This window comes from Moraxella sp. CTOTU48717, from assembly GCF_032057165.1.
Classification (GTDB): Bacteria; Pseudomonadota; Gammaproteobacteria; order Pseudomonadales; family Moraxellaceae; genus Faucicola; species Faucicola tetraodonis.
On record NZ_DAMBBC010000005.1, the window covers coordinates 41729 to 65645 of the forward strand.

General features: G+C 43.1%; 25 protein-coding genes and 1 tRNA gene. 13 read left to right on the forward strand and 13 right to left on the reverse strand.

All coding sequences use genetic code 11. The annotated features are described in order from the left end of the window. Positions 1-51 precede the first annotated feature (51 nt). Positions 52-840, forward strand: a complete 789-nt coding sequence (locus tag RT084_RS04415; RefSeq protein ID WP_313097726.1) for a hypothetical protein — start codon at positions 52-54, stop codon at positions 838-840. Positions 841-947: 107 nt separating this feature from the next. Here RT084_RS04415 and RT084_RS04420 read toward each other — a convergent pair whose 3' ends face one another. The 7 genes from RT084_RS04420 to gatC form a co-directional block, all read right to left on the reverse strand. Beyond that, the gene (locus RT084_RS04420; RefSeq protein WP_159375223.1) at positions 948-1556 is read right to left on the reverse strand and encodes a nitroreductase family protein; all 609 of its coding nucleotides are present in this window, start codon (positions 1554-1556) and stop codon (positions 948-950) included. Positions 1557-1735: 179 nt separating this feature from the next. After that, entirely contained in the window at positions 1736-2233 is a 498-nt protein-coding gene (locus RT084_RS04425) for a L,D-transpeptidase family protein (protein ID WP_312385161.1), read from the reverse strand. A 98-nt stretch (positions 2234-2331) separates the two neighbouring features. After that, a complete protein-coding gene (locus RT084_RS04430; protein ID WP_312385159.1) occupies positions 2332-2607 on the reverse strand; it encodes a hypothetical protein in 276 nt (91 codons plus the stop codon). A gap of 175 nt (positions 2608-2782) precedes the next feature. Continuing rightward, positions 2783-2859, reverse strand: a tRNA-Pro gene (locus RT084_RS04435). Between the two features lie 46 nt (positions 2860-2905). After that, positions 2906-4402 carry an Asp-tRNA(Asn)/Glu-tRNA(Gln) amidotransferase subunit GatB gene (gene gatB / locus RT084_RS04440; RefSeq protein WP_312385157.1) on the reverse strand — a complete coding sequence of 499 codons (1497 nt, stop codon included), beginning with the start codon at positions 4400-4402 and terminating at the stop codon, positions 2906-2908. Between the two features lie 11 nt (positions 4403-4413). Beyond that, positions 4414-5910 carry an Asp-tRNA(Asn)/Glu-tRNA(Gln) amidotransferase subunit GatA gene (gene gatA / locus RT084_RS04445; protein WP_312385155.1) on the reverse strand — a complete coding sequence of 499 codons (1497 nt, stop codon included), beginning with the start codon at positions 5908-5910 and terminating at the stop codon, positions 4414-4416. Positions 5911-5967: 57 nt separating this feature from the next. Further along, complete coding sequence (gene gatC, locus RT084_RS04450; protein ID WP_060995645.1) at positions 5968-6270, reverse strand: Asp-tRNA(Asn)/Glu-tRNA(Gln) amidotransferase subunit GatC; 303 nt, start codon at positions 6268-6270, stop codon at positions 5968-5970. Positions 6271-6887: 617 nt separating this feature from the next. On the opposite strand from gatC, the gene RT084_RS04455 reads away from it, so the two are divergent. The 4 genes from RT084_RS04455 to RT084_RS04470 all read left to right on the forward strand — a co-directional run bounded on the left by RT084_RS04455 (position 6888) and on the right by RT084_RS04470 (position 10057). Beyond that, positions 6888-7919 (forward strand): rod shape-determining protein, encoded by a 1032-nt coding sequence (locus tag RT084_RS04455; protein WP_239743124.1) that lies wholly within the window; start codon positions 6888-6890, stop codon positions 7917-7919. A gap of 165 nt (positions 7920-8084) precedes the next feature. After that, the gene (gene mreC / locus RT084_RS04460; protein WP_036598406.1) at positions 8085-8912 is read left to right on the forward strand and encodes a rod shape-determining protein MreC; all 828 of its coding nucleotides are present in this window, start codon (positions 8085-8087) and stop codon (positions 8910-8912) included. Positions 8913-8923: 11 nt separating this feature from the next. Then, positions 8924-9409, forward strand: coding sequence for a rod shape-determining protein MreD (mreD, locus tag RT084_RS04465; RefSeq protein WP_099834392.1), 486 nt, complete (start codon positions 8924-8926; stop codon positions 9407-9409). Between the two features lie 18 nt (positions 9410-9427). Beyond that, positions 9428-10057 (forward strand): Maf family protein, encoded by a 630-nt coding sequence (locus tag RT084_RS04470; RefSeq protein ID WP_313097736.1) that lies wholly within the window; start codon positions 9428-9430, stop codon positions 10055-10057. A gap of 65 nt (positions 10058-10122) precedes the next feature. On the opposite strand, the gene RT084_RS04475 is transcribed toward RT084_RS04470, so the two are convergent. Both RT084_RS04475 and rpsU read right to left on the reverse strand, forming a co-directional pair. Then, positions 10123-10569 carry a GatB/YqeY domain-containing protein gene (locus RT084_RS04475; protein WP_312385146.1) on the reverse strand — a complete coding sequence of 149 codons (447 nt, stop codon included), beginning with the start codon at positions 10567-10569 and terminating at the stop codon, positions 10123-10125. A gap of 131 nt (positions 10570-10700) precedes the next feature. Then, entirely contained in the window at positions 10701-10916 is a 216-nt protein-coding gene (gene rpsU, locus RT084_RS04480) for a 30S ribosomal protein S21 (RefSeq protein ID WP_007115522.1), read from the reverse strand. A 537-nt stretch (positions 10917-11453) separates the two neighbouring features. On the opposite strand from rpsU, the gene RT084_RS04485 reads away from it, so the two are divergent. The 3 genes from RT084_RS04485 to RT084_RS04495 all read left to right on the forward strand — a co-directional run bounded on the left by RT084_RS04485 (position 11454) and on the right by RT084_RS04495 (position 13025). Further along, the gene (locus tag RT084_RS04485) at positions 11454-11954 is read left to right on the forward strand and encodes a c-type cytochrome (RefSeq protein ID WP_144918030.1); all 501 of its coding nucleotides are present in this window, start codon (positions 11454-11456) and stop codon (positions 11952-11954) included. A gap of 208 nt (positions 11955-12162) precedes the next feature. Further along, positions 12163-12633, forward strand: a complete 471-nt coding sequence (gene ybaK / locus RT084_RS04490) for a Cys-tRNA(Pro) deacylase (protein WP_007115525.1) — start codon at positions 12163-12165, stop codon at positions 12631-12633. A gap of 11 nt (positions 12634-12644) precedes the next feature. Continuing rightward, the gene (locus tag RT084_RS04495) at positions 12645-13025 is read left to right on the forward strand and encodes a 5-carboxymethyl-2-hydroxymuconate Delta-isomerase (RefSeq protein WP_144918031.1); all 381 of its coding nucleotides are present in this window, start codon (positions 12645-12647) and stop codon (positions 13023-13025) included. A gap of 27 nt (positions 13026-13052) precedes the next feature. Here the strand turns inward: RT084_RS04495 and RT084_RS04500 are convergent, their stop codons facing one another. Beyond that, positions 13053-13493 (reverse strand): hypothetical protein, encoded by a 441-nt coding sequence (locus RT084_RS04500; RefSeq protein WP_144918032.1) that lies wholly within the window; start codon positions 13491-13493, stop codon positions 13053-13055. 279 nt (positions 13494-13772) lie between these two features. Here RT084_RS04500 and fadB point away from each other — a divergent pair, with 279 nt between their 5' ends. From fadB to RT084_RS04520, 4 genes are all read left to right on the forward strand, one after another. Next, positions 13773-15929, forward strand: a complete 2157-nt coding sequence (gene fadB, locus RT084_RS04505) for a fatty acid oxidation complex subunit alpha FadB (RefSeq protein WP_312385140.1) — start codon at positions 13773-13775, stop codon at positions 15927-15929. 30 nt (positions 15930-15959) lie between these two features. Then, on the forward strand, positions 15960-17132 hold the full coding sequence (gene fadA, locus RT084_RS04510) for an acetyl-CoA C-acyltransferase FadA (protein WP_100270450.1): 1173 nt from the start codon (positions 15960-15962) through the stop codon (positions 17130-17132). Positions 17133-17364: 232 nt separating this feature from the next. Beyond that, positions 17365-18687 (forward strand): polyamine export protein PaeA, encoded by a 1323-nt coding sequence (paeA, locus tag RT084_RS04515; protein WP_313097742.1) that lies wholly within the window; start codon positions 17365-17367, stop codon positions 18685-18687. A 137-nt stretch (positions 18688-18824) separates the two neighbouring features. Beyond that, positions 18825-19742, forward strand: coding sequence for a LysR family transcriptional regulator (locus tag RT084_RS04520; protein WP_099808455.1), 918 nt, complete (start codon positions 18825-18827; stop codon positions 19740-19742). Between the two features lie 156 nt (positions 19743-19898). On the opposite strand, the gene RT084_RS04525 is transcribed toward RT084_RS04520, so the two are convergent. Then, positions 19899-20474 carry a DUF2382 domain-containing protein gene (locus RT084_RS04525; protein ID WP_227716809.1) on the reverse strand — a complete coding sequence of 192 codons (576 nt, stop codon included), beginning with the start codon at positions 20472-20474 and terminating at the stop codon, positions 19899-19901. 157 nt (positions 20475-20631) lie between these two features. Beyond that, positions 20632-21465, reverse strand: a complete 834-nt coding sequence (locus RT084_RS04530) for a PRC and DUF2382 domain-containing protein (RefSeq protein ID WP_313097746.1) — start codon at positions 21463-21465, stop codon at positions 20632-20634. A 460-nt stretch (positions 21466-21925) separates the two neighbouring features. Between RT084_RS04530 and RT084_RS04535 the strand changes: the two genes are divergently transcribed. Further along, complete coding sequence (locus RT084_RS04535) at positions 21926-22567, forward strand: DUF1294 domain-containing protein (protein WP_313097748.1); 642 nt, start codon at positions 21926-21928, stop codon at positions 22565-22567. Between the two features lie 86 nt (positions 22568-22653). On the opposite strand, the gene RT084_RS04540 is transcribed toward RT084_RS04535, so the two are convergent. Continuing rightward, a complete protein-coding gene (locus tag RT084_RS04540; protein WP_050324664.1) occupies positions 22654-23832 on the reverse strand; it encodes a thiolase family protein in 1179 nt (392 codons plus the stop codon). Positions 23833-23917 lie beyond the last annotated feature (85 nt).

Here is a 23917-nt window from a genome sequence, read left to right on the forward strand (position 1 = left end):
TGAGTAGAAAGCACCAATCAGTCAATCACTATATTACTAGTTGGATCAGTCATGGACGACATCATTCAGCCGCTAATCTCGATACCGACCACAGAAACCATGATGTATATTGTCGGTTTTGTGGAATTTTTATTGAGCTTTGCTTTTGCCTTATTATGGTTTATCTGTTTTTCAAATTATGATAAGCAGTCTCGCATTATCAAGAAAGTCATTATTGCCCATGCAGTAGGCTGGCTTGTATTAATATTTGTAGGTCTGTTGTTGATTCCGAACGAGCGTGCTGGTAGCTACTTGGATGTTTATGCCAACCTTGCTTTAGCCAATATCGGATTTATGATGGTGTTGGCGGGTGTATGTGCTATGCTCATCGCAAGTGTTCCCAAAACAGGCATTGCCTTTACGTTATTGCTTGCCGTTGTGTTCTCTGCGATTGGGGGTAAGGGCATTGGCGATTTTTTATCCCCCACACCGATGCACGCCAAAATCGATTGGATGAGTTTTAATGACACGGATTCCAAATTAAGTAGCCTGCATGTCGGCATTGAACATAGTGATTTGCAACAAGCGCCTTCTACCCAATTGGCTAAAACACTGCAAGAACATGGCTGGCTTGATAACATCACCTTTGCAAACCCAGAGAATTTAACGCCGCCCATTGCCATGGATTTGGTACAAGCGCCATATTCTGGGTATTTATACCTGCCTGAAGAATATGGATTTACGCGTTATGGCAAAATGCTGTTTGGCGTTTTATCGGCAAGTTGGCTGATTATTTTGTTCTCTGCCCTGATGTTACTGCTTAAGGCTAACAAACAGCTACCGAAAAAGAAGCTTGATTGACCCAATTTTTTAGTGATTGGCAATCAAATTTATATAAAAAAGCCAATACCGTCAGATATTGGCTTTTTGCTTTTATTGTAACGCCTATCAAAACGCGTATTGGAAAATTATTTTCCGTAAACTTTTAAGCGTTTTTCGATAGGTTCAAAGGTTTTTTCACCTGCTGGGGCGGCGATACCACCAAATACCATCTGCGCAATGAGTTTCCAGTTGCTATCGATGTTCCATGTTTCTGCCACTTTTTCATCAATCACGCCATTATAATGCTGTAAGTTTGCACCGATGTTGAGCGCGGCTAAGGCGTTCCAAATCGCATATTGGTGCATGGCACTGGTGTGTTCTGCCCATACTGGGAAATTATGCGCATAAAGTGGGAATTGTTCTTGTAAGCCTTTGACCACTGATTGGTCTTCAAAATACAAGATAGTCCCTGCACCGGCTTTAAACATGGCCATCTTATCGGCAGTTGATTTGAATTTTTCATCATCATTCACCATAGCGCGTAGCAAATCTTCGGTGATTTGCCAAAGTTTTTGGTGGTCTTCACCAAACAATACTACCAAGCGGCTTGACTGTGAGTTGAATGAAGAGGGGGTGTGTAACACGGCATGTTCAACCAGTTTAACTACCTCATCTTTTGAGACAGGCAATTGGTCATTGAGCATATAGATAGAACGGCGAGTTTCTGCGATAGTGTGTAAAGTTTCAACTGACATAATCAGCTCCTTTTCATTGTTATTTGATAATCAATCTACCTTATTAAAGCCGATTGATGTGACACGGTTATTATATGCCTAAAATACTAATAAATAAAAACTATTTTGTAATTTTTTTTAACAAATAATCATATTTATTAATTTTTTCTAATATATTATTAAGGTTAACTTTGATAAATTTAAGGCAAAATTTCGACCGCTGTACCAATATCCACTTGGTCATACAGTGCAATAATGTCTTGATTGCGCATACGGATACAGCCATGAGAAAGCGGAATGCCCATTGGCTCAGTATTGGGCGTCCCATGAATGTAAATGTAACGCGCCTTGGTATCGCACACCCCTTGCTCATTGGCGCCTTTGTTAAATCCCTCTTCATAGCCATCTAACCACAAAATCCGCGTCAAAATCCAGTCTCGATTGGGAAATGTGGTTGCCAAATGATCGTCATAAATTTCGCCGGTAAATTGACGTGCCACAAATACACTGTTGATAGGTAAATTATCACCAAATTTTTCGCTAATCACGTGCGCACCGAGCGGTGTACAGCCAGTATCCTGCAGTTGTCCAATACCATTTTTGGCAGTAGAGATGGGGTAAGTTTGTGATTGGTTACTACTAAGACATAAAGTAAGCTGTTGTTTTTCAATTGAAATAATGATTTTTGGGTAAGACATAATTGACTCGTTCAACATTAAGCTTAGACTATCATAACAAAAAAGCCCATCATATTCATGACAGGCTTTTTAAGAAAAATTTGAAAACATACAAGCACTTATTTAATGTCAGCAGTGGATACCCACAAGGTAGAATCGGCAATGTTCACAAAGCCATTTTTGGCTAATACCCAGCTAAACTTGATGCCTTTGGGCAGGGTCTGCACCACGGGGCATAGACGATTGGGACAAGAACGTACAATCGCATCTTTGTTGGTTTGTGCTCGATGAACGCTATCGGCTTGCGCAGTGAGTGGTAAAACCACCCATACCAAAGCTGCAGCCAAATTTGTCAGTTTATACTTATCAAGAAATGATTTAATGATCGCGCTCATGATTTTTCAGAAAATACAGTCAAATAAATACAGCCAAATAGTGAGAAAATTTTATCAAAAAATTATCTATCAAAACAAAAAAACTATTGTCATATTCACGTAAAAATACTGTGACAATAGGTATAAAAAAACCCAAAAAAGAAAAAGGCCTACGAAAACGTAAGCCTTTTTAATTTGGTCGGAACGGCGGGATTCGAACTCGCGACCCCTTGCACCCCATGCAAGTGCGCTACCAGACTGCGCTACGCCCCGAAAGGTGTACTATTCTACCAAAAATGACAGAATTTGCAATACCAACTTATCCAATTAGTTCTTTTAACAGCTGATTAACTTGAGCCGGGTTGGCTTTACCTTTGGAGGCTTTCATCACTTGACCGACAAGACCGTTAAAGGCTTTTTCTTTACCTGACCTGTACTCATCGACCATCGCTTGGTTGTTTTTCAACACGTCTTCGACAATCGCTTTAATCGCGCCTGTATCGGTTTCTTGTTTTAAACCTTTATCGGCAATGATTTTATCCACGGCTGTTTCATCGTCACCGCCTTCGCCAGCGAATAGGGCGATAAAGGCTTGCTTAGCCAGCTTGCCTGATAGCGTATTGTCTTTGATACGCGCTAGCAGTTTGGCAAATTGGACGACTGAAATCGGGCTTTGCTCAATGGTTTTTTCATCTTTGTTGAGCGCGCCGAGCAGGTCACCCATTATCCAGTTAGCAGCCAGTTTGGCGTTATCATGACCGACTTTTGCGACTACCTGTTCAAAGTAATCAGCCAGCGAACGGCTAGCGGTTAAAATACGGCTATCGTATTCAGGTAAGCCAAGCGCCGATTGAAAACGCTCACGACGTGCCACTGGCAATTCTGGCATGGCGTTTTTGATTTGTTCAAAAGTTGCGGTATCAATATGCACAGGTAAAAGGTCAGGGTCTGGGAAATAGCGGTAGTCGTTGGCTTCTTCTTTGGTACGCATTGAGCGCGTTTCGTCTTTGTCGGGATCGTACAGGCGAGTTGCTTGTATGACTTTGCCGCCGTCTTCAATCAAGTCAATTTGACGCTCGATTTCCACCGTGATGGCGCGCTCGATAAAGCGAAACGAGTTAAGGTTCTTAATCTCACAGCGAGTACCCAAGTCGGCACCGGGTTTTCGTACGGAGACGTTACAGTCGGCACGGAATGAGCCTTCCGCCATAATGGCATCAGAAATACCGAGCCAAGTGACCAACTGGTGAATGGCTTTGACATAGGCAACCGCCTCGGCAGCTGAGCGCATATCAGGCTCTGAGACGATTTCAATCAGCGGCGTACCGGCACGGTTTAAATCCACGCCCGTCATTTGTGGCACCGCATCATGCACCGATTTGCCCGCATCTTCTTCTAAGTGAGCACGGGTAATGTGAATACGTTTGGGGTATTCGTTTTTTTCACCTTCATTGACCACGATGTCGATATAGCCTGTACCGACAATCGGGTGCGCCATTTGGCTGATTTGGTAGCCTTTTGGCAAATCGGGATAAAAATAATTTTTACGGTCAAAGGCATTCATCATACCAATTTCAGCATTGACGCCAAGCCCAAACATCACCGCTTTTTCTACCACATCTTTGTTGAGTACAGGCAGCGCCCCTGGCATGGCTAGGTCAACGATATTGGCTTGGGTGTTGGGTTCTTGCCCAAATAGCGTTGAAGCCGATGAGAAAATTTTGGTGTTGGTATTGAGTTGGCAGTGGATTTCGATACCGATAACCACTTCATAGCCATCCACTAAAGGCGCTTGCGGTTTATTTTCGTTTGTCATAACAAGGCTCCTTAGGCTTTGGCGATGGGTGATAGTTGTTGGTGAAAATTAGTGACTTGCTGATACGCATCGGCAGTTTTCAGTAGTGTCTCTTCGTCCCATGCCTTTGCAATCAGCTGTAAGCCCACAGGCAGATTGTCACCATCAAAACCCACCGGATGGCTTAATGAAGGTAAACCGGCTAAATTCACGCCAATGGTATAAACATCTCCCATATAAATTTCGGCAGGGCTAAGGCTTGCACCGATTTTATAAGCCGTCGTTGGCGCAGTTGGGGTGGCAATGACATCACAGCTTTCAAAGGCTTTGGCAAAATCTTGGCTGATGAGGCGGCGCACTTTTTGCGCTTTGACATAATAGGCATCAAAATAACCCGCTGATAGCGCATAGGTACCCATCAAAATACGACGCTGTACTTCAGCACCAAAGCCTTCAGAACGTGAGCGGGTGTATAAATCTTCCAAGTTTTTTGGGCTATCACAGCGGTAGCCATAACGCACCCCATCATAACGCGATAAGTTAGATGAAGCTTCGGCTGGGGCGAGCAAATAATAAGTGGCAAGGGTGATTTCAGGTTTGGTTAAATTCACATCCACCAAGCTTGCACCCAGGGCTTGGTATTGTTTTAATGCCGCTTCTATGCCAGCTTTAACCTCGCTATTTAAGCCATCAGCAAAATACTCGGTTGGGATACCGATGCGTAACCCTTGAAGCGGTTTATCATGGCTGGCATTGGCTTGGCGTTTGCTGGTCAAACTCGCGACAAAATCGGGCACATCTTTGTTGGCAGACGTTGAATCTTTGCTGTCATGACCTGACAACACTTTGAGCAAATAAGCACAATCCTCTGCGGTTTTACCAAAACTGCCAGCTTGGTCAAAACTTGACGCATACGCCACCATGCCATAACGTGAGACACGTCCGTAAGTTGGCTTAATCCCTGTCAAACCACAAAATGACGCAGGTTGACGAATCGAGCCGCCGGTATCTGAGCCTGTGGCAAAGGGCGCAAAACCTGCCGCAACCGCTGCCGCGCTACCGCCCGATGAACCGCCTGGTACACGGCTGATATCCCAAGGGTTGTGCACGGCGCCAAAGTAAGATGACTCATTGTCCGAGCCCATCGCGAACTCATCCATACTGGTTTTGCCAAGCATGACTAAGCCTGCATTTAGGCAGTTTTCAACGATGGTGGCGTTGTAAGGCGCTACAAAATTTTCTAGCATTTTTGAGCCACAAGTGGTTAAAACGCCTTGGGTACAAAAAATATCTTTATGAGCCAGTGGCACGCCTGTCAAGTCTGTACCTTTGCCTTCTGCCAATAATTTATCGGCGGCGGCAGCTTGCGCTAACGCTTGTTCAGGCGTGACTGTGATAAAGCTGTTGATGGCTTTATCATGCTGGGCAATCCGATTGAGAAAGTGCTTGGTAAGTTCGGTACTGCTAAAGTCTTTATTTTTTAGACCTGCTGCCAATTGGGCAACCGAAAACGTATGTAGTTCAGACATAATTTTCACTTATAATTAATTAACAAAAATTTGACAAGGTATTCGATGAGCTGTGGTTTATTCAATGACCTGTGGCACAAGGTATAAACCATCAGCGACACTTGGCGCAATGGACTGATTTAGCTCACGATTGACTTCGACCCCATTACCGCCAATAACATCTTCACGCAGTGGCTGGGTCATATCATGGACATTGGTAAGCGGTGCGATATTGTCAGTATTGACCTCTGCCAAAATATCCATCATCGATAGGATTTTGCTTAGGTCATTGGCATAACTATCTGCCTGCTCAGCGGTCACGCCAAGTCGAGCAAGTTTGGCGATGTTCATAATTTCATCAGTTGAAAGCGTCTGCGACATGATGAGTTCCTTAAGTACAAACAAAAATAAAACGGACAAACAAGGCAAATGTTCGATGCGATTTTAAACCAGCCAATTATAGCAGCAGGCTATAATAAAAGAGGCTAAAACCTGATAAAAACAGTTGCATAAGTTTAGTTACTTTTAATAACAAATTTGAAAAAATAGGGTGATGTGACCTAAATAATTTGTCACAAAAAATTCGTGAATAAAGATAGAATGTGATTAAATCACTATATTTTGCGATATTTTACCGCTATAATCTAGCACTATTCTTACTAAACGCAAATTAATCGCATTAAAGTCACTATTGCCTAAACCTCTTTAAAATCATCGTCACCTTTTTTATATAAAAAAATAGCCTTTTAACTGTTAAGCGTTAAGAGTTTCTTGCTATTTTTTATGTAAAATACAGCAGCGGTAAGCAGCTTGCTTCAGATTTTTTGCTAGTGGGCACAATAGGGTGGTTTTGAAACACGGGCATTAGAAACATCGGTATTAAAAGCTTTTAAATGAACGCTTTTAAAAAATGCGTCGTTGACTCGATATGCGATTAGACACCCCGCTAATTTCTGCTTTGCTTGCAGTGTAGTTTTGTTATCACTGGGAAATGATACATGAGCCTTTTCGGATTTTTATCAAGTAATATCGCCATCGACCTTGGCACTGCCAACACGTTAATTTTCACCCCAGGTAAAGGTGTGGTACTCAATGAACCAACGGTTGTTGCGCTTCGTAGTAACCGTACCCAAAATCCTACCGTTGCAGCAGTCGGTATTGATGCCAAACAGATGCTAGGTCGTACCCCAGATAATATCACTGCGATTCGTCCACTCAAAGACGGTGTGATTGCCGATTTTGAAGTGACCCAAAAAATGCTCAAGCATTTTATCAACAAAGTGAAAGTGAAACGCTTTTTGGCCAATCCAAACGTGATTGTTTGTGTGCCTTGTAAATCAACCTTGGTAGAACGTCGTGCGATTCGTGAAGCGGTTGAATCAGCAGGCGCAAACAAAGCTTTATTGCTTGAAGAGCCTATGGCAGCTGCGATTGGCGCAGGGTTACCCGTGCATGAAGCCAGCGGTTCGATGGTGGTGGATATTGGGGGTGGTACCACAGAGATTGCGGTGATTGCGCTATCAGGCTGCGTGTATGCCGACTCCATCCGTATCGGCGGTGATGTGTTTGATGAAGCGATTATTACTCATGTCCGCCGTACCCACGGCTGTGTGATTGGTGAAACCACGGCTGAACGTATCAAAACCGAAGTAGGCACGGCAATTGAAGATCCCGAAAACCCCTTGGAAGTGGAAGTGCGTGGTCGTAGTATGGCAGAAGGGGTGCCTAAATCATTTGTGGTGACATCCGCCGAAATCCAAAAAGCCTTAAGCGACCCTATTGCTGGTATTATCTCAGGTGTCAAAGCGGCGCTTGAGCAAACCCCGCCTGAATTATCAGCCGATATCGCAGAGCGTGGTATTGTATTAACCGGTGGTGGTGCACTATTACGCAATCTTGATGAGCTGATTTCGCGCGAGACAGGCTTGCCTGTCACGGTAGCCGAAGACCCCTTGACTTGTGTCAGCCGTGGGGGTGGTAAAGCGCTAGATTTTATCAATAACAAAGCATTGAATATGATTTTTGTCTGATGTGAACTGATGTGTTACCGTTAACCGCTATTTTTTAATAGCGGTTTTATTGCTTTATTGACAAGATGATTTTACGATAGCTTTTTTTAAAAGATTTTTGCTACCCTTATCTGTGTTGTGCCGCTTGCTGTATTGACTGCCACGGATTTTACTTGGATATTACTTATGTCACTTACTATTTTTACCCAACAACCACTCGCCATTCGCAAGACCCTTATTGTGGTGTTTGCGGCAATTGTGCTGATGTTATTGGATAGTAAAAATAGCAGTTGGTTTCAGCCAGTACGTACCGTGACCCATGCCGCCATGCAGCCCATCTATCAAGTATCGGCTTACCCAAGTTTTTTTGCAGGCTGGCTTGATAGTACTATGACCGAAAAAGAAGCGTTACGCCGTGAGAATGTCCAGTTAAAAGCTGAGCTGGTGCATGCCAAAGCGCAGTTGCAGCAGCAAGATTATCTTGTTGCGCAAAATGCCCGACTGCAAGGGATTTTATCTGCCACCACACCAGACCAGTTTAATTTGCTGTTGTCGCACGTGATTGGTACCGATAGCAATCCACTGCGGCAAATGGTGGTCATCAATAAAGGCAGCAAAGACGGAGTGATTGTCGGGCAAACGGTGATTGATGAAAACGGCATTCTTGGACAAGTCGTCAATGTTTATCCCGATACCTGCCGTGTGGTGTTAATCAGTGATGACCAACAATCCGTTGCAGTGACTATCAAACGTACCGGGCAAAAAGCCATCGTATCGGGCAAAGGTAATCCGCAGTATTTGGTGCTAGATTATATCTTTAAGGCATCGGATGTACGCATTGGTGATGAGCTAATTTCATCGGGGCTTGGCGGTCGTATTCCTGCCGGATTTCCTGTTGGGCGCGTGGCAAAAGTAGAAGCCGAGCAAGCGGGGGGCTATGCCAAGATTATGGTGAAACCCGCTGCCAATTTTATCAATACGTCTTATGTTTTACTGCTTCAGCAAAAGGTTTAAAATCACTGATTATGGTCGTCGTTCAGCGCAAAAAAACCAAACAGCATTTATATATTGTGATGGCAATCAGTTTTATCATCGCATCGGTACTTAGTGTGTATCCGCTGTCGGCAGAGATTGCGCTATTTCGTCCGATGTGGATGATCATGATGCTGATTTTTTGGCTGATATTTCAACCGACTTTAATTGGGATGGGATTGGCGTTTGTGGTGGGTCTGTTTGCTGATTTACTGACGGATAGCCGAATCGGTCAGCAAGCCTTATGTGCAGTGCTGGTGGCATTTTTTATCAAGTTTGTCAGTGGTTATTTACGCCAATTGTCCTCGAACTTGGTGTGGCTTTTGGCGGGCGCCTGTTTGCTGATTTATCAACTTGGGTTAATTTTTCTGCATTTATTTACCCAAGGGGTGTTTGCACCCCAATTACTTTATACCGTTGCCGTCAGTACCTTAATTTGGCCGCTGTTAGTCGCTGTCATGCTGCGTTATACGCGATAAGCGTATTGAGAAGTTATTATGTATCAATTTAATGCCACTATACCGATTATCTTGGCGTCCACCTCACCGAGGCGGCGTGAGTTGTTAGATCAAGTTGCGGTGCCACATACTTGCGCGGCAGTCAATATTGATGAATCACCGCTAGCAGAAGAATCGGCGATTGACTATATTAGGCGTATGGTGAGTCAAAAAGCGCAAGCCGCTTTACAAGTTTTGCCAAACGCTATGACCGAGTGTGTGGTGATTACCGCCGATACCATTGGCGTATTGCCGGATGGGGCAGTGCTGCAAAAACCTAACGATTTTGCCGATGCCTGTGCGATGTGGCGGCAAATGAGCAATGCCTCGCACCAAGTATGGACCGCGGTACAAGTGAGCCGAATGGCGCAGCGTAGCGGTCAATGGCAGATGGATTATGCTGAGCGCACTGTGGTGAGAACTGATGTCAAATTTATTGCGCTCACTGACAGCATGATGACGCATTATTGGCATACGGGCGAACCACAAGACAAAGCAGGCGGTTATGCTATTCAAGGACTGGGCGCTGCGTGGGTCAAAGCGATTGACGGTAGTTATAGCAATGTGGTTGGACTGCCGTTGGTGGAAACGTTAGATTTGCTTTCTCAGGCGATGCAAACCCATCAGTAAAAATTTACCCCATAAAAAAGCCATAAGTACAAATCTTATGGCTTTTTTTATGATGTTTTAAAGGGTTAACCCAATGTTGCTTTGACCAACTTTGAAATCAAAGCGGGGTCAGCGCGACCTGCGGTTTTGACTTTCAGCGCATTCATCACAGCGCCCATTTGCTGCATTGAAGTGGCACCTTGCTCAGCAATTTCAGCAGCTACCAAATTGGCAATTTCTGCTTCACTCATGGGTTGTGGCAAGAATTGACTAATCACATCAATCTCAAATTGTTCTTTTTGTGCCAAATCTTCCCGACCATTGACGGCAAAAATAGCGAGCGACTCTTGGCGCTGCTTGGTTTGCTTTTGTAAGATGTCTAGTACACCTGCATCATCGAGCGTTATTTGGCGGTCAATTTCGATTTGTTTTATCACCGCTTGTACGCTGCGTAGTACTTTAACTTTTTCAAGCTCACGCGCTTTCATGGCAGTTTTGACCACATCGGTCAGGGTGTCTTTTATGGTACTCATGGTTTTAACGCTCCCTAATGTTAGCTAATGGCGTTTTTAAAATTGTGGTTAGCAACATAGCATAAAAAAATCCACTTAACAAAGTGGATTTTATCATTTACTGGTATTGGGTTGTCTGTCGACAAATTACCTTAGTAAAGACGAGTTGTGCGTACTGATTCACGTGACATTTTCTTTTTGTAACGTTTTACCGCAGCTGCTTTTTTGCGTTTACGTTCTTGAGTTGGTTTTTCATAGAACTCATGTTTACGTACATCTGCTAAAATACCGGCTTTCTCACAAGCACGTTTAAAGCGGCGAATTGCGATATCTACAGGTTCGTTCTCTTTTACCTTTACTGCTGGCATGTAGACTCCTTAAGTCTAGGCTTATTGATAGACAGTTACCGTGCTATCAACAAAGCGGGGTTAGTGGGTCAGGAACATTAATCCGGCTGTATAGGTGATTATTAGCCAACCTACCCATGGTTTGGCATCAGCTCAGATTAGGATAAAAATAGGTGCGAATTTTAACTAAATATTGAATGTAAGTCAATGTAAATTTTAGCTTTTTAATAAACTGTTAAATTAGAAAATCCTTCTCTTAGCCAATTGCCCTGTTTCATCTAGCCAATAAAAAATTTTTACCCGTTAGCGTAACAAAATACACAATGATAGTAATGATTTAGCAAGGTGGCTTTAAAATGTTATTTTATTCATACCGCAGTAATGCTAATATAGTCACTAATTCTCATGTAATAACAACATACCGCCAAATGTCGCACTAGCCATTTGCCAGTCGGCATTACCACGCAAAATATTACCATGCAAAATAGTTTGTAGGGCTATTAAAAATTTATACATTGATGTGAAATTAGATTTCACCTTATTTGAAAGGAAAAGGTTATGCTACCGATATCAACACGCAATGCCACGCTAGCCAGTCTTATGATTGCCTTGGGCCTTACCATGAGCGCATGTAGTAAGCATGAATCAGCCGAAAGCAAACCAACCGAAGAAATTGCCGCACAGCAAGGTGAAATCGCTCGTGCAAACCATCCCATGCCAGTGGCTTCACAGCCTGCTTCATTTGTGCCACCGACAGCTGCCTCAGCCGCTGCCACCACGACGACAGCAACTGCTACCCCAGTTTCTGCTGATGCTGGCGAAAAATTGTTTGGTAGTGTATGTACCACTTGTCACACAGCAGGCTTAATGGGCGCACCAAAACTTGCTGATAAAGCCGCTTGGGCACCTCGCATTGCGCAAGGTAAAGACACGCTTTATAAACACGCCATCGGCGGCTATCAAGGAAAAGCCGGTGTAATGCCAGCCAAAGGTGGTAGTCAAGCCTCGGATGAGGAAGTAAAAGCTGCCGTTGATTATATGGTCTCAAAAGCAAGCTAATAGGTAATGCGCCATTTATAAAATAAAGGCTATATGTTCAAGCCTATGCAACAACTAGTATCTAGCACTTCACTAAATCCAGTCACTAGCAAAATAGTTGGCTGGTTTTTTTTATACGTTTTTTATACCCAATGTGCTTTGTTTTAACCCGCAGTTTGGTTATGATGAATCACTATGTTCAATCACCAAACCCTGTTAAGAAACCGCTATGACACCTGCCGTTAATCTTGCCAAAAAACTAAAAATCAACTTCCAATTACATGAATACCATCATGACGCGCATAGTGAAAGCTATGGGCTTGAAGCGGCAGAAAAACTACAAGTTGAGCCAAAGCGGGTATTCAAAACCTTGGTGGTGCAAGACGACAATGACAAACTCGCTGTTGCGATATTGCCTGTTGAGCATTTGCTAAACCTAAAAAAAATCGCCAAAGCCATCGGTAGTAAAAAAGCACAAATGGCAGATCCCAAATTGGTAGAACGTACCACAGGCTATGTGCTAGGTGGGGTAAGCCCGCTCGGTCAAAAAAAACGCCTGCCCACGGTCATCGATCAGTCGGCACAACACTTTGCAACCATTTATTGTAGTGGCGGTAGACGCGGCTTGGAAATTGAGTTGTCGCCGTCAGATTTAGCAGGCGCAGTAAACGCCAAATTTGCAGATTTAATTCAAGAGTAAAGGATAACACCATGCCCAATGTCATTATTGAAGTGAGTCACGACCATCTTATTAGTCAGCCTGATAACCTATTAGCACGGGTCAATGATACGTTATGGCAGTCTGGCAGTTTTAAGCTACAAAGTGATATCAAATCACGTATCTACTACCCAAATCAAGTATTGGTGGGACTGACCGATAGCGGAGATGAAGCCTTTGTTATGGCGCATTTTTATCTGATGCCAGGGCGTGATGACGCTACCATTCAATCATTGGCGCAGCGGATTGCCGACGCTATCAAAGCGCATCTGCAGGAATTCGAAAGTGAGGTGCCTGTTGGCAGTTTACAGATTTGTGTCAATTCCACCACGCTAAGCGCCAATTATGTCAAGCAGTATGTCGAATTCAAATAGAGGATTTAGGGATAAAAATTGGCTACTTTAAGGACATTTTTGCTGACTTTTGCCAACTGGTAAGATAGTAAGTTTGGCAACAAAACCTGCAGCGGCGCCGTTGCTAGCCATCAAATTGCGTGCGATGCGGATGGTGTAGTTGCCTGATTGTGGCAAGCAGCCTTGATAAACAATACCGCCTTTGCCCCCATCAACGTTTCCCGTAGGGGATATAATAACACCGACATTGGCAAATTCAGCATAGCCCCTACGAGGCATCAATACTAAGGTTGCGTATTGATTTTTGCTAGCGTTGAATTGATAAAGTAGGCTGTCTTGCTTGGGCGATAATTGACCAACCCACATTTTACTGGTTTGGTTTTTGCCAAAATGGATAACGGTCTGTACGGGTGTAGCATTGAGCGGGTGGGTCATCGCCAATAAAGATAAGATAGTGACCAACTGATAAGGTTTTAAAAATTTTGCCATGTTTTTCGCTTACTATGAAAAATCTGTAAGATACAAATAAGGATACACAAGGGTAAAGATACACAAGGGCTAGCCAATGACTAAACAGTCATTTGCGTTATTCTCAACTTATCGCAAACATAGTAAACTAGTCAAGATTTTGTTTTGTCTGCGGTATGTAAAAATTTTAATAAGCATCTTTTAACAAGCATCTTTTAAAGACATCATATAAAGACATCGTGCAAAACATCATTTTTTCGGTTTTCCCCGTTGATTTCAACATAACTCAAGGAGTTAGCAATGATTTATCAAGGAAATAGCATCTCGGTATCGCTACTCGAAGACGGTATTGCTAAATTAAACTACGATAATCAAACTGAGAGCGTTAATAAATTTGACCAAACCACCATCAAAGAATTTGGCGAAGCAGTCACGGCATTAGAACAATCTTCAGACGTTAAAGGTCTAATCGTTACTTCAGGAAAAAAAGTTTTCATCGCTGGTGCGGACATCACTGAATTTGTTGGTAACTTCAAAAAACCAGAAGGCGAGATTGCTTCTTGGGTACTTGACATCAACAAAACATTCAACCGTTTTGAAGATTTGCCTTTCCCAAAAGTTGCGGCAATCAATGGCGCATCAATGGGCGGTGGTACAGAGATGACGTTGGTGTGTGACTACCGTGTCATGAGTGACAAAGCGAGCATCGGTTTGCCCGAAGTTAAATTGGGCATCTTCCCAGGCTTTGGTGGTTCAGTGCGTTTGCCACGTATCATCGGTATCGATAACGCGCTTGAAATCATTGCAACTGGCGAAGCACAAAAACCAGCCGCTGCATTGAAAGTCGGTATGGTGGATGCGGTTGTTGCCGCTGACCAGTTAGAGGCTTCAGCGATTGATTTAGTCAAAAAATGTATCGCAGGCGATCTAGATTGGAAAGCACGCCATGACGAAAAAATCAATCCAGTCAAATTAAACGCCCTAGAACAAGCGATGGCATTTAACTCAGCCAAAGGTGTACTGTTCTCAAAAGCCAATCCAGCGCAGTACCCAGCGCCAAAAATCGCGTTAGAGTCTATCGAAAAACACGTGAACCTACCACGTGACAAAGCGTTAGAAATTGAATCTGCAGGTTTTGCAAAAGCAGCAAAAACCCCACAAGCAGAAAGCCTAGTCGGTCTATTCTTAAACGACCAAGCCGTTCGTAAACTCGCTAAAACGCACAGCGCCAAAGCGCATGATATTAAAGAAGCCGCTGTATTGGGCGCAGGTATTATGGGTGGCGGTATTGCTTACCAAGCCGCCTCAAAAGGCTTGCCAATCATCATGAAAGACATCAAGGCAGAGCAGCTTGACTTGGGTATGAGGGAGGCCAGCAAACACCTATCAAGCGGTATGGCACGCGGTAAAGTAACCCCAGCACAAATGGGCGAAACCTTAAGCCGTATCCGTCCTACGCTCAACTACGGTGACTTTGGTGAGACTGACATCGTGATTGAAGCGGTTGTTGAAAATCCAAAAGTTAAACACGCGGTATTAAAAGAAGTTGAAGGGCTAGTTAAAGACAACTGTATCCTCGCATCTAACACTTCGACCATCTCTATCACCTACCTAGCTTCGGTACTAGAGCGCCCAGAAAACTTCGTCGGTATGCACTTCTTTAACCCAGTCCATCGTATGCCACTGGTTGAAGTAATTCGTGGTGAAAAATCCAGCGAAGAAGCGGTGGCGACTACGGTAGCGTTAGCAGAAAAAATGGGTAAAGTGCCAGTGGTGGTAAATGACTGCCCAGGTTTCTTAGTTAACCGCGTATTATTCCCTTACTTCGGTGCGTTTGACTTATTGATCAAACAAGGTGCTGACTTTGTTCAAATTGACAAAGTCATGGAAAAATTTGGCTGGCCAATGGGTCCTGCCTACTTGATGGACGTTGTGGGTATCGACACAGGGGTTCATGGGGCAGAAGTCATGGCGGAAGGCTTCCCAGACCGTATGAAACCAGACTATAAAGTGAGCGGTCAGATATTGTTTGAAGCCAATCGCTTAGGTCAAAAAAATGGCGTTGGTTTCTACAAATATGAAACGGATAAAAAAGGCAAGCCAGTTAAAACTGCCGATCCACAAACCGTTGAATTATTAAAACCATTTATCGATGCGCCAAAACAGTTTGAAGACCAAGAAATCATCGATCGTCTGATGATTGCATTATGTAATGAAACGGTTCGCTGCTTAGAAGATAACATCGTATCGACGCCTGCAGAAGCAGACATGGCGATGATTATGGGTATTGGTTTCCCGCCATTCCGTGGTGGTCCATGCCGTTACATCGACCAAATCGGCCTACAAAATTACCTAGCCCTTTGTGACAAATACGCAAGCTTAGGTAAAGCCTATGAAGCGCCACAAATGATTCGTGATATGGCGGCAAATGGTAAAACTTTTTACCCACAAGCGTAATCGACGATTATAAATTTTAAGGAGAATAGAATGACTACATTAAGTCCAAAAGATGTCGTGATTGTCGATGGCGTTCGTACCGCAATGGGCAAATCAAAAAATGGTATGTTCCGCAATGTACGCGCTGATAGCATGTCTGCGGAGCTTGTTAAAGCCTTGGTAGCGCGTAACCCGTTTGATACCAAACTTGTAGAAGATGTCATCTGGGGCTGTGTCAACCAAACCCTAGAGCAAGGTATGAACATTGGTCGTAACATCGGTTTATTGGCTGAATTACCACGTACTACGGCAGGTCAAACGGTCAACCGTCTATGTGGTTCATCAATGCAAGCGCTTCACACCGCAGCGGCACAAATCATGACTGGTCAAGGTGATGTGTTCATTATCGGTGGTGTTGAGCATATGGGTCACGTGGGCATGATGCACGGTATTGACATCAATCCAGAGGCTTCAAAATACTATGCAAAAGCCTCTAACATGATGGGTTTAACCGCTGAAATGCTTGGCCGTATGAATAACATCAGCCGTCAAGAACAAGATGCGTTTGGTGTAGAATCACATCGCCGTGCCTGGGAAGCGACACAGCAAGGTCGTTTCAAGAACGAAATCATCGGCATTGAAGGTCATGACGAAAACGGTAACCTACAACTTTGCACTATCGATGAAGTGATTCGTCCCGATGCCAACCTACAATCATTTGCGGCATTACGTCCCGTATTTGACCCTAAAGGTGGTACCGTGACAGCTGCCACGTCATCTGCCTTGTCTGACGGTGCATCTGCAATGCTTATCATGTCTGCACAAAAAGCCAAAGACTTGGGTTTAACACCGCGCGCCCGTATTCGCGGTATGGCAGTTGCAGGCTGTGACGCGGCTATCATGGGTTATGGTCCAGTACCTGCTACCCAAAAAGCCTTAAAACGCGCTGGTATGAGCATTGACGATATGCAAACCATCGAACTTAACGAAGCATTTGCCGCACAAGGCTTATCGGTTCTTAAAGGCTTAAACCTACAAGACAAACTAGACATCGTTAACCTAAATGGTGGTGCTATTGCATTAGGTCACCCACTAGGCTGTTCTGGTGCACGTATCACCACCACGCTATTAAATGTGATGGAACAACAAGACACCCAAATTGGTCTTGCCACCATGTGTATTGGTCTGGGTCAAGGTATTGCCACCATTATTGAACGTGTATAATTATTTTGTTATTAAAAAAACCCTTGATTTCAATCAAGGGTTTTTTTACGTGTGTAGTTTTTTACCCATTTTTTTACCAATGTTTTCTTATCCCTTTTTCTTTATCATATTTCTTTATTACCGTTTCTTTATCAATGTTTGTTTGCTAGTATTGCTTTACCATAAAGTCTAAGAAATTTTTTGCCAAATCTGTTATGTTGTCTAGATAAAAATAGATAAATATGGGTGTATTGTGAGTTTATTCCAAAATCTACTAGTTATTTGTATATTAGTATTGATTTCCAGTTTTTTCTCCATTTCCGAAATTGCCTTGGCAGGTGCTAGGCGCATCAAGCTAAAGTTGTTGGCAGAATCGGGTGACAATCGCGCCAATAAAATTTTACATTTACAAGAAAATTCTGCCGAATTTTTTGCCACCTCACAGATTGGGCTAAATGCCGTGGCAATTTTGGGCGGTATTGTCGGTGAGTCTGCGCTTCGTCCCTACTTTATTGACCTTATTTCCCCCTTTTATCAAGGCAAAATGCTCGATAATATCGGTTTTGTGATGTCATTTTTGCTGGTCACTTTGTTGTTTATTTTGTTTGCCGATTTAATTCCTAAACGCATTGGCATGATTAACCCAGAACGGGTGGCGTTAGCGGTGATTGAGCCTGTACTGTTGTCAATCAAAGTATTTAAGCCGCTGGCTTGGATTATCAATGGGCTGGCAAATCTGATTTTTAGAATTTTTAAAGTCAACATGGTGAGAGAAGAAAATATCACCTTTGATGACGTTTCGGCTGTGGTGGATGCAGGTGCACAAGCGGGGGTGTTGCTCAAGCAAGAACATCACTTTATCGAGAACGTTTTTGAGCTTGAAGAACGTAACGTGCCCTCTAGCATGACCACCCGTGAGGATGTGGTGTATTTCACCCTTGGCGAGTCTGAGCAAAGTATCCGCCAAAAAATCGCCAATTACCCGTATTCAAAATTTTTGGTATGTAAAGACCATATTGATGAAGTGATTGGGTATGTCGATACCAAAGATATTTTGGTAAAACTTCTTAGTAACCAGTCGCAAATTTTGCTCAATGAAACTACGATTCGTAATGTATTAATTATCCCCGATACATTAACCTTATCCGAGCTGCTAGACCGTTTTCGCTCTAGTAAAGAAAAATTTGCTGTGGTAATGAACGAGTATGCGCTCATTGTCGGTGTCATTACGCTCTCTGATATCATGATGACAGTGATGGGGGATTGGGTCGCACCGATTGAAGATGAGCAGCAGATTATCCAGCGTGATGAATTCTCATGGCTGATTGAAGGTACCACACCGATTGAAAATGTCAAACATGCGCTCGGTATCGAAGATTTTCCTGATTGGGATAATTATGAAACTTTAGCGGGTTTTATGATGTATAAACTGCGCAAAATTCCTCGTCCTGCGGATTTTGTTGAATATCAAGGTTATAAATTTGAAGTAGTCGATATTGATCATCATAAAATTGACCAATTACTCGTTACCCGTTATATCAAAGATGAAGAAAACCAAATTATCAGCGATAGTTAGTCAAGGTGACTGGGTAATACTGCCGCTTTGACATTGAAACTGATTAACTTTTTTCACGTTTCTTGTTAAAGTAGTTCATGGTTTCACCAAATCGTGAACTTTTTTCTTTTGGGCTTGGCAAATGGTAAAATTATTTTATGCTTGAAATCCGCCACCTTCAATTATTGACCGCACTACGTGAGCAAGGCTCGCTTGCTGCCGCGGCTGAGGACTTGTATGTCACGGCATCAGCAGTCTCCCATCAGCTCAAAGAAATCGAAAATTATTATGGTGTTAGCCTCGTCAATCGCCGCTCAAGACCACTAAGCTTTACCCCGGCGGGCAAAGAAGTACTCAAGCTTGCCGACAGTGTGCTACCGCAATTTAATCGTACCACCGCCAACCTTAAAAGACTGGGTCGTGGTCAAACGGGACAATTACGTTTGGCCTCGGAATGTCATAGCTGTTTTGATTGGTTGATGCCTATTCTTAATCGTTATCGCAGGGAATGGCAAGACGTTGAGCTGGACTTTAGCTCAGGCTTTGAACCTGAGCCCCACCAAATGCTACTCGATGAAGAAATTGATGTGCTTATCACAGCCAGTCGCTTACCCTTGGAGGGAATCAGCTATCTGCCGTTATTCCAATATGAAAGTCGGTTGGTGTTGTCACCGACGCACCCATTAGTCGATAAAAAATCGCCGATTTTGCCAGAAGATTTGATTGATGAAACGCTTATCGTCTATCCTGTGGAAGCCAAGCGGCTCGATATCATCGCGCATTTTTTTGCGCCTGCAGGACTTGCGCCCAAGAAACTAAGAACCACAGAATTGACCGCCATGTTAATTCAGCTAGTTGCGAGCGAACGAGGGGTTGCCTCATTACCGAATTGGGTGGTCAATGAATACGAAAAAAAAGGCTGGGTAATATCAAGGGCATTGGGGGAAGGTGTGTTTTGCCAGCTTTATGCGGCGACCCGTACCACAAGTAAAGAGGTGGCTTATATTCAAGGGTTTTTAGATTTACTGCCAGAGATTACCCATAAACCGATATTACCAGCCCATCATCGAGCCTAATCGATTAAACCTAACCGATTAAAAATGCTGGATGTGATGTTACAACACCACTATTATGTTGATGAATGCCACACCCAAATTACATATCAACATACGCCAACAAAAGACACGCCAATAAAAGCCAAATCGAGGTCACCCAAACAAAGTAGAATGGAATTACTTTGAAGCCAAGTTAACCTCTTCAGGTGAGATATGCGTTGTTGCTAATACTGTTGGCTCATCGTATTCAACTTTTTCAGTGACCAATTCTTCATGGCGCAGTGTCACAGGAATTTGCGTTTCATGACTGACATTTTGGGTCATTAACTGCACTTTTTCCGCCACAATGGTTTCAATATTTACTTTAGCTATTTGTTGAAGTAGAGGAACCTCAATCGGGGTATCGCCTAAAGTAATCGCTTGCCCATTCACCATCAACTGTGGCACATTGACATTATTAGTAACCACGCTAACTAAATTATCATGAGGCGCGTTAGCCTGGGAAAATACATGTTCAATCACTAACACTTCTTGATTGAGTGTCACAGGAACGTTAACCGTTTGGCTGATGATTTTTTTTGATAATTTAATATTGTCTTTGACAAATCGCTCAATTTGCACTCGGGGGCGTTCAGCTAATAGCTCTAAAGTGTTGGTGGTATCTTCACGAAGATCAACGGTTTTGACAATGTTATCATGAGTATGGGTATCATGGGTGTTTGGTTCAGTAGTATTCATCATCGGGTTTTTCATTGAGTGTTTTCCATTGCAAAGTTATTGTTCCAAAATCTGTAATAATATATAACAATCACAAAAAAGACAGATGAAATCATCTGCCTTTTTCAAGCCAATGGCAACACCGTTGGCAGAAGTTAATCTTTATAGTAATTAATTCTAATGATATTAATTATCAAAGTTTACGGGGCGCATTTGGATCGATTGCAGGTGATACATTACCATCGATGGTATCAACACCCGTTACACGCTCGACGCCATCTTTTTGTACATCTAACTCTTCACGGCGAACGGTTTCATTAAATGTCTCAGTACGAGTTTGGGCAACTTTATCTACGTTCACTTCTTCAGTCACGTAAGTTTGTTTGTTGACATTTGCACGTTCTGCTTCCAGTTCGACCTCAATAGTAGCATTGTCATTATCACCAATGCTGCGATCAGTAGGTTTATTAACTGGTGTACGCTGGATATGCGCTTGCTCTTCAGTTAGCTCAACATTCACAGTGCGTGGCTCAGACACAACGTGTTTACCAACTTTTAGTAGACCCGCTACAATTTTATCTTTATTGACTGAAAGGCGTTCTTCAAGCAACTGCAATGTATTGGGTGATTGGTAGTCGTTATCAGTAAGTTTAACAGGTGTGGCAGCACGGTCAAATACATGACGGTCACGAACCGTTTGTTCTTCGATACTGTAATTATAGTCAGGATCGTAGCTATCCATTGTTTCAACAGTATCTCGGCTGAGCGAATCAAAATAGACATTGTCGTCTTGAATACGCGCTAACCCGGCTGGTACCAACACTTCTTTTGAACTAAACCAACCGCCCACATCAACGATAAAATAACGGATACGACCTGTAGTATCATCAACTAACGCACCTTGAATACTACCTACTTTGTCGCCGTTGGCGCCATAAGCGGTTTTACCCGTTGGATCAAAATAATCGTTACCTAAAAGGTCAACGTGGGTGTCTTGGATATCGCGTAAACGCATTAAACTTGCCATGAGAAAATCTCCTTTATATATCTTATTGTCTATTTTTATTAAAATCGTTAAATTAAAATTTAACAAATATAAGATAATTTTTTATAGTTAACTGAAAAATTGTTATAATAAATTTTTTAAAATTCAACAAATTAAATATTTATCACTGATGGATTGTTGAATTCGCCGATGATAAGAGTCACGAAAAACTTCATAATCTTTATCGCTCGACTTGCACACAAGGTTACTGAAAAAAGCTCCCATTAAGTAGTAGGATTTGATAAATTTTTGTTTAGAGGGTGTAATTGGCAGTTGTCTTAAGTAACTTTTGCAAGGAAGCGTAAAAAAATTTGGCTTTTAGCAATAAAGTAAAAACATATAAAAAAAGTTGGGTAGAGCACATAGGGCAAACCACCATCGCAAACCCCAGTAATGCGTTATAAAAAATGCGTTATAAAAACATAGTACTAGGTGATTTTTAATGACAAAATATCAGGGCAAAATAACCCGCTGGCAAGATGACAAAGGCTTTGGGTTTATTGAGCGAACGGATAATAATTTACAAGACTCTGCCATCTTTTTTCATATCAGCGAATACCGAGCGAACCAACGTCCTGTGCTTAATGAAGCGGTAGTTTTTGAAATAGGGCAAGGCAGAGATGGCAAACCCTGCGCTGTCAACGTGCAGCAACAGACGTTTGTCAGACAAAAAGTTGCCCAACAAAATGCCCGGCAAGTTCGTCAAGCTCAAAACGATCTTAAAAATCAAACATTACTTACGTGGGTGGCTATTGGGGTGCTGTTTTTTGTGTTACTGACCGCTGTTGTGCTGGTTAAGCACTTACCCTTATGGATTATAGGTTGGTATTTTGCAATGAGTTTAGCGACCTATCTGCTGTACGCGCATGATAAAAAAGCTGCGCAAAATGGTGATTGGCGCGTGCAAGAAGCGTCACTCCATAAATTAGCTTTTGCTGGGGGTTGGGTAGGGGCGGCGTTTGCCCATTGGTTATTGCGCCATAAATCAACCAAGCCAGAATTTCGTAGGGCTTTTTACTTAACAGTGATCGGGAATCTCTTAGCTTTGGCAATCATAAGTTATATCAACCTAAAAATCAAATGATTGCTTGATAGATTGATGGTTATAGGTCGATTGTTGAGCAAAAAAAATCCCTAATCTAGCTTAGGGATTTTTTTTGCATAAGACAATTAGATTAATTCAATGGCTAAGGCAACCGCTTCACCGCCACCGATACATAGGCTAGCAATGCCTTTTTTACCACCTGTGCGTTTGAGTGAGTTGATGAGTGTGACTACGATACGCGCACCCGATGCCCCCACGGGATGACCCAATGCACAAGCACCGCCTTCGATATTAACCTTAGCATGATCAAGGTCATTTTCTTGCATAGCAAGCATGGTTACCATGGCGAATGCTTCATTGATTTCCCAAAGATCAACGTCTTCTTTGCTCCAGCCAGCTTTTGCTAAAACTTTTTTCACACACTCGATAGGTGCGATAGTAAATTCGCTTGGGTGTTGTGAGTGAGTGGCTTGGGCAACGATACGTGCAAGTGGTTTTAAGCCTTTTTCTTTGGCTTTGTCTTCTGACATCAATACAACGGCGGCTGCCCCATCAGAGATTGAGCTTGAGTTAGCGGCAGTGACTGTACCATCTTTTGAGAACGCGGGTTTTAAGGTTGGGATTTTGTCTACATTGGCTTTACCGGGTTGTTCGTCCGTGTCAATGACTACATCGCCTTTACGAGTTTTGACAGTAACCGGAACGATTTCGTTTTTGAAGTGACCTTCATTGATGGCGGTGTTGGCGCGTTTTAGCGATTCGATAGCAAATGCATCCATCGCCTCACGTGTGATACCCCGTTTATCTGCCATTTCTTGCGCAAATGCACCCATTAACTTGCCGGTATCAGCATCTTTAAGACCATCTAAGAACATGGTGTCTTTGATCTCGCCATCTCCCATGCGATAACCACCACGTGCCTTTGGTAGCACATAAGGGGCGTTGGTCATTGATTCCATACCACCTGCTACCACGATATCAAACTCACCACTACGAATTGAGTTGGCACCTAGCATAATGGCTTTCATACCAGAACCACAAAGTTTGTTGACATTGACTGCGCCTGTGGCATCTGGGATACCTGCTTTACGCATCGCTTGACGCGCTGGGCTTTGACCTGCACCTGCGGTTAAGATACAACCCATGATAACTTCGTCAATCTCTTCTGGTTTTACGCCAGCACGGTTAACGGCTTCTTTAATGACGGTTGCACCAAGCTCTGGCATTGATACTTCGTTCAAATCACCTTGGAATCCACCCATTGGGGTGCGAACGCCATCTACGATTACGACTGAATTTTCCATATTAAATTTCCTTTGAGTTAGGGTTTCTGTTGTCACAAGCAAACTACGACCTAAATCACTAGGGTCTATAAACAGGGTTGTAAAC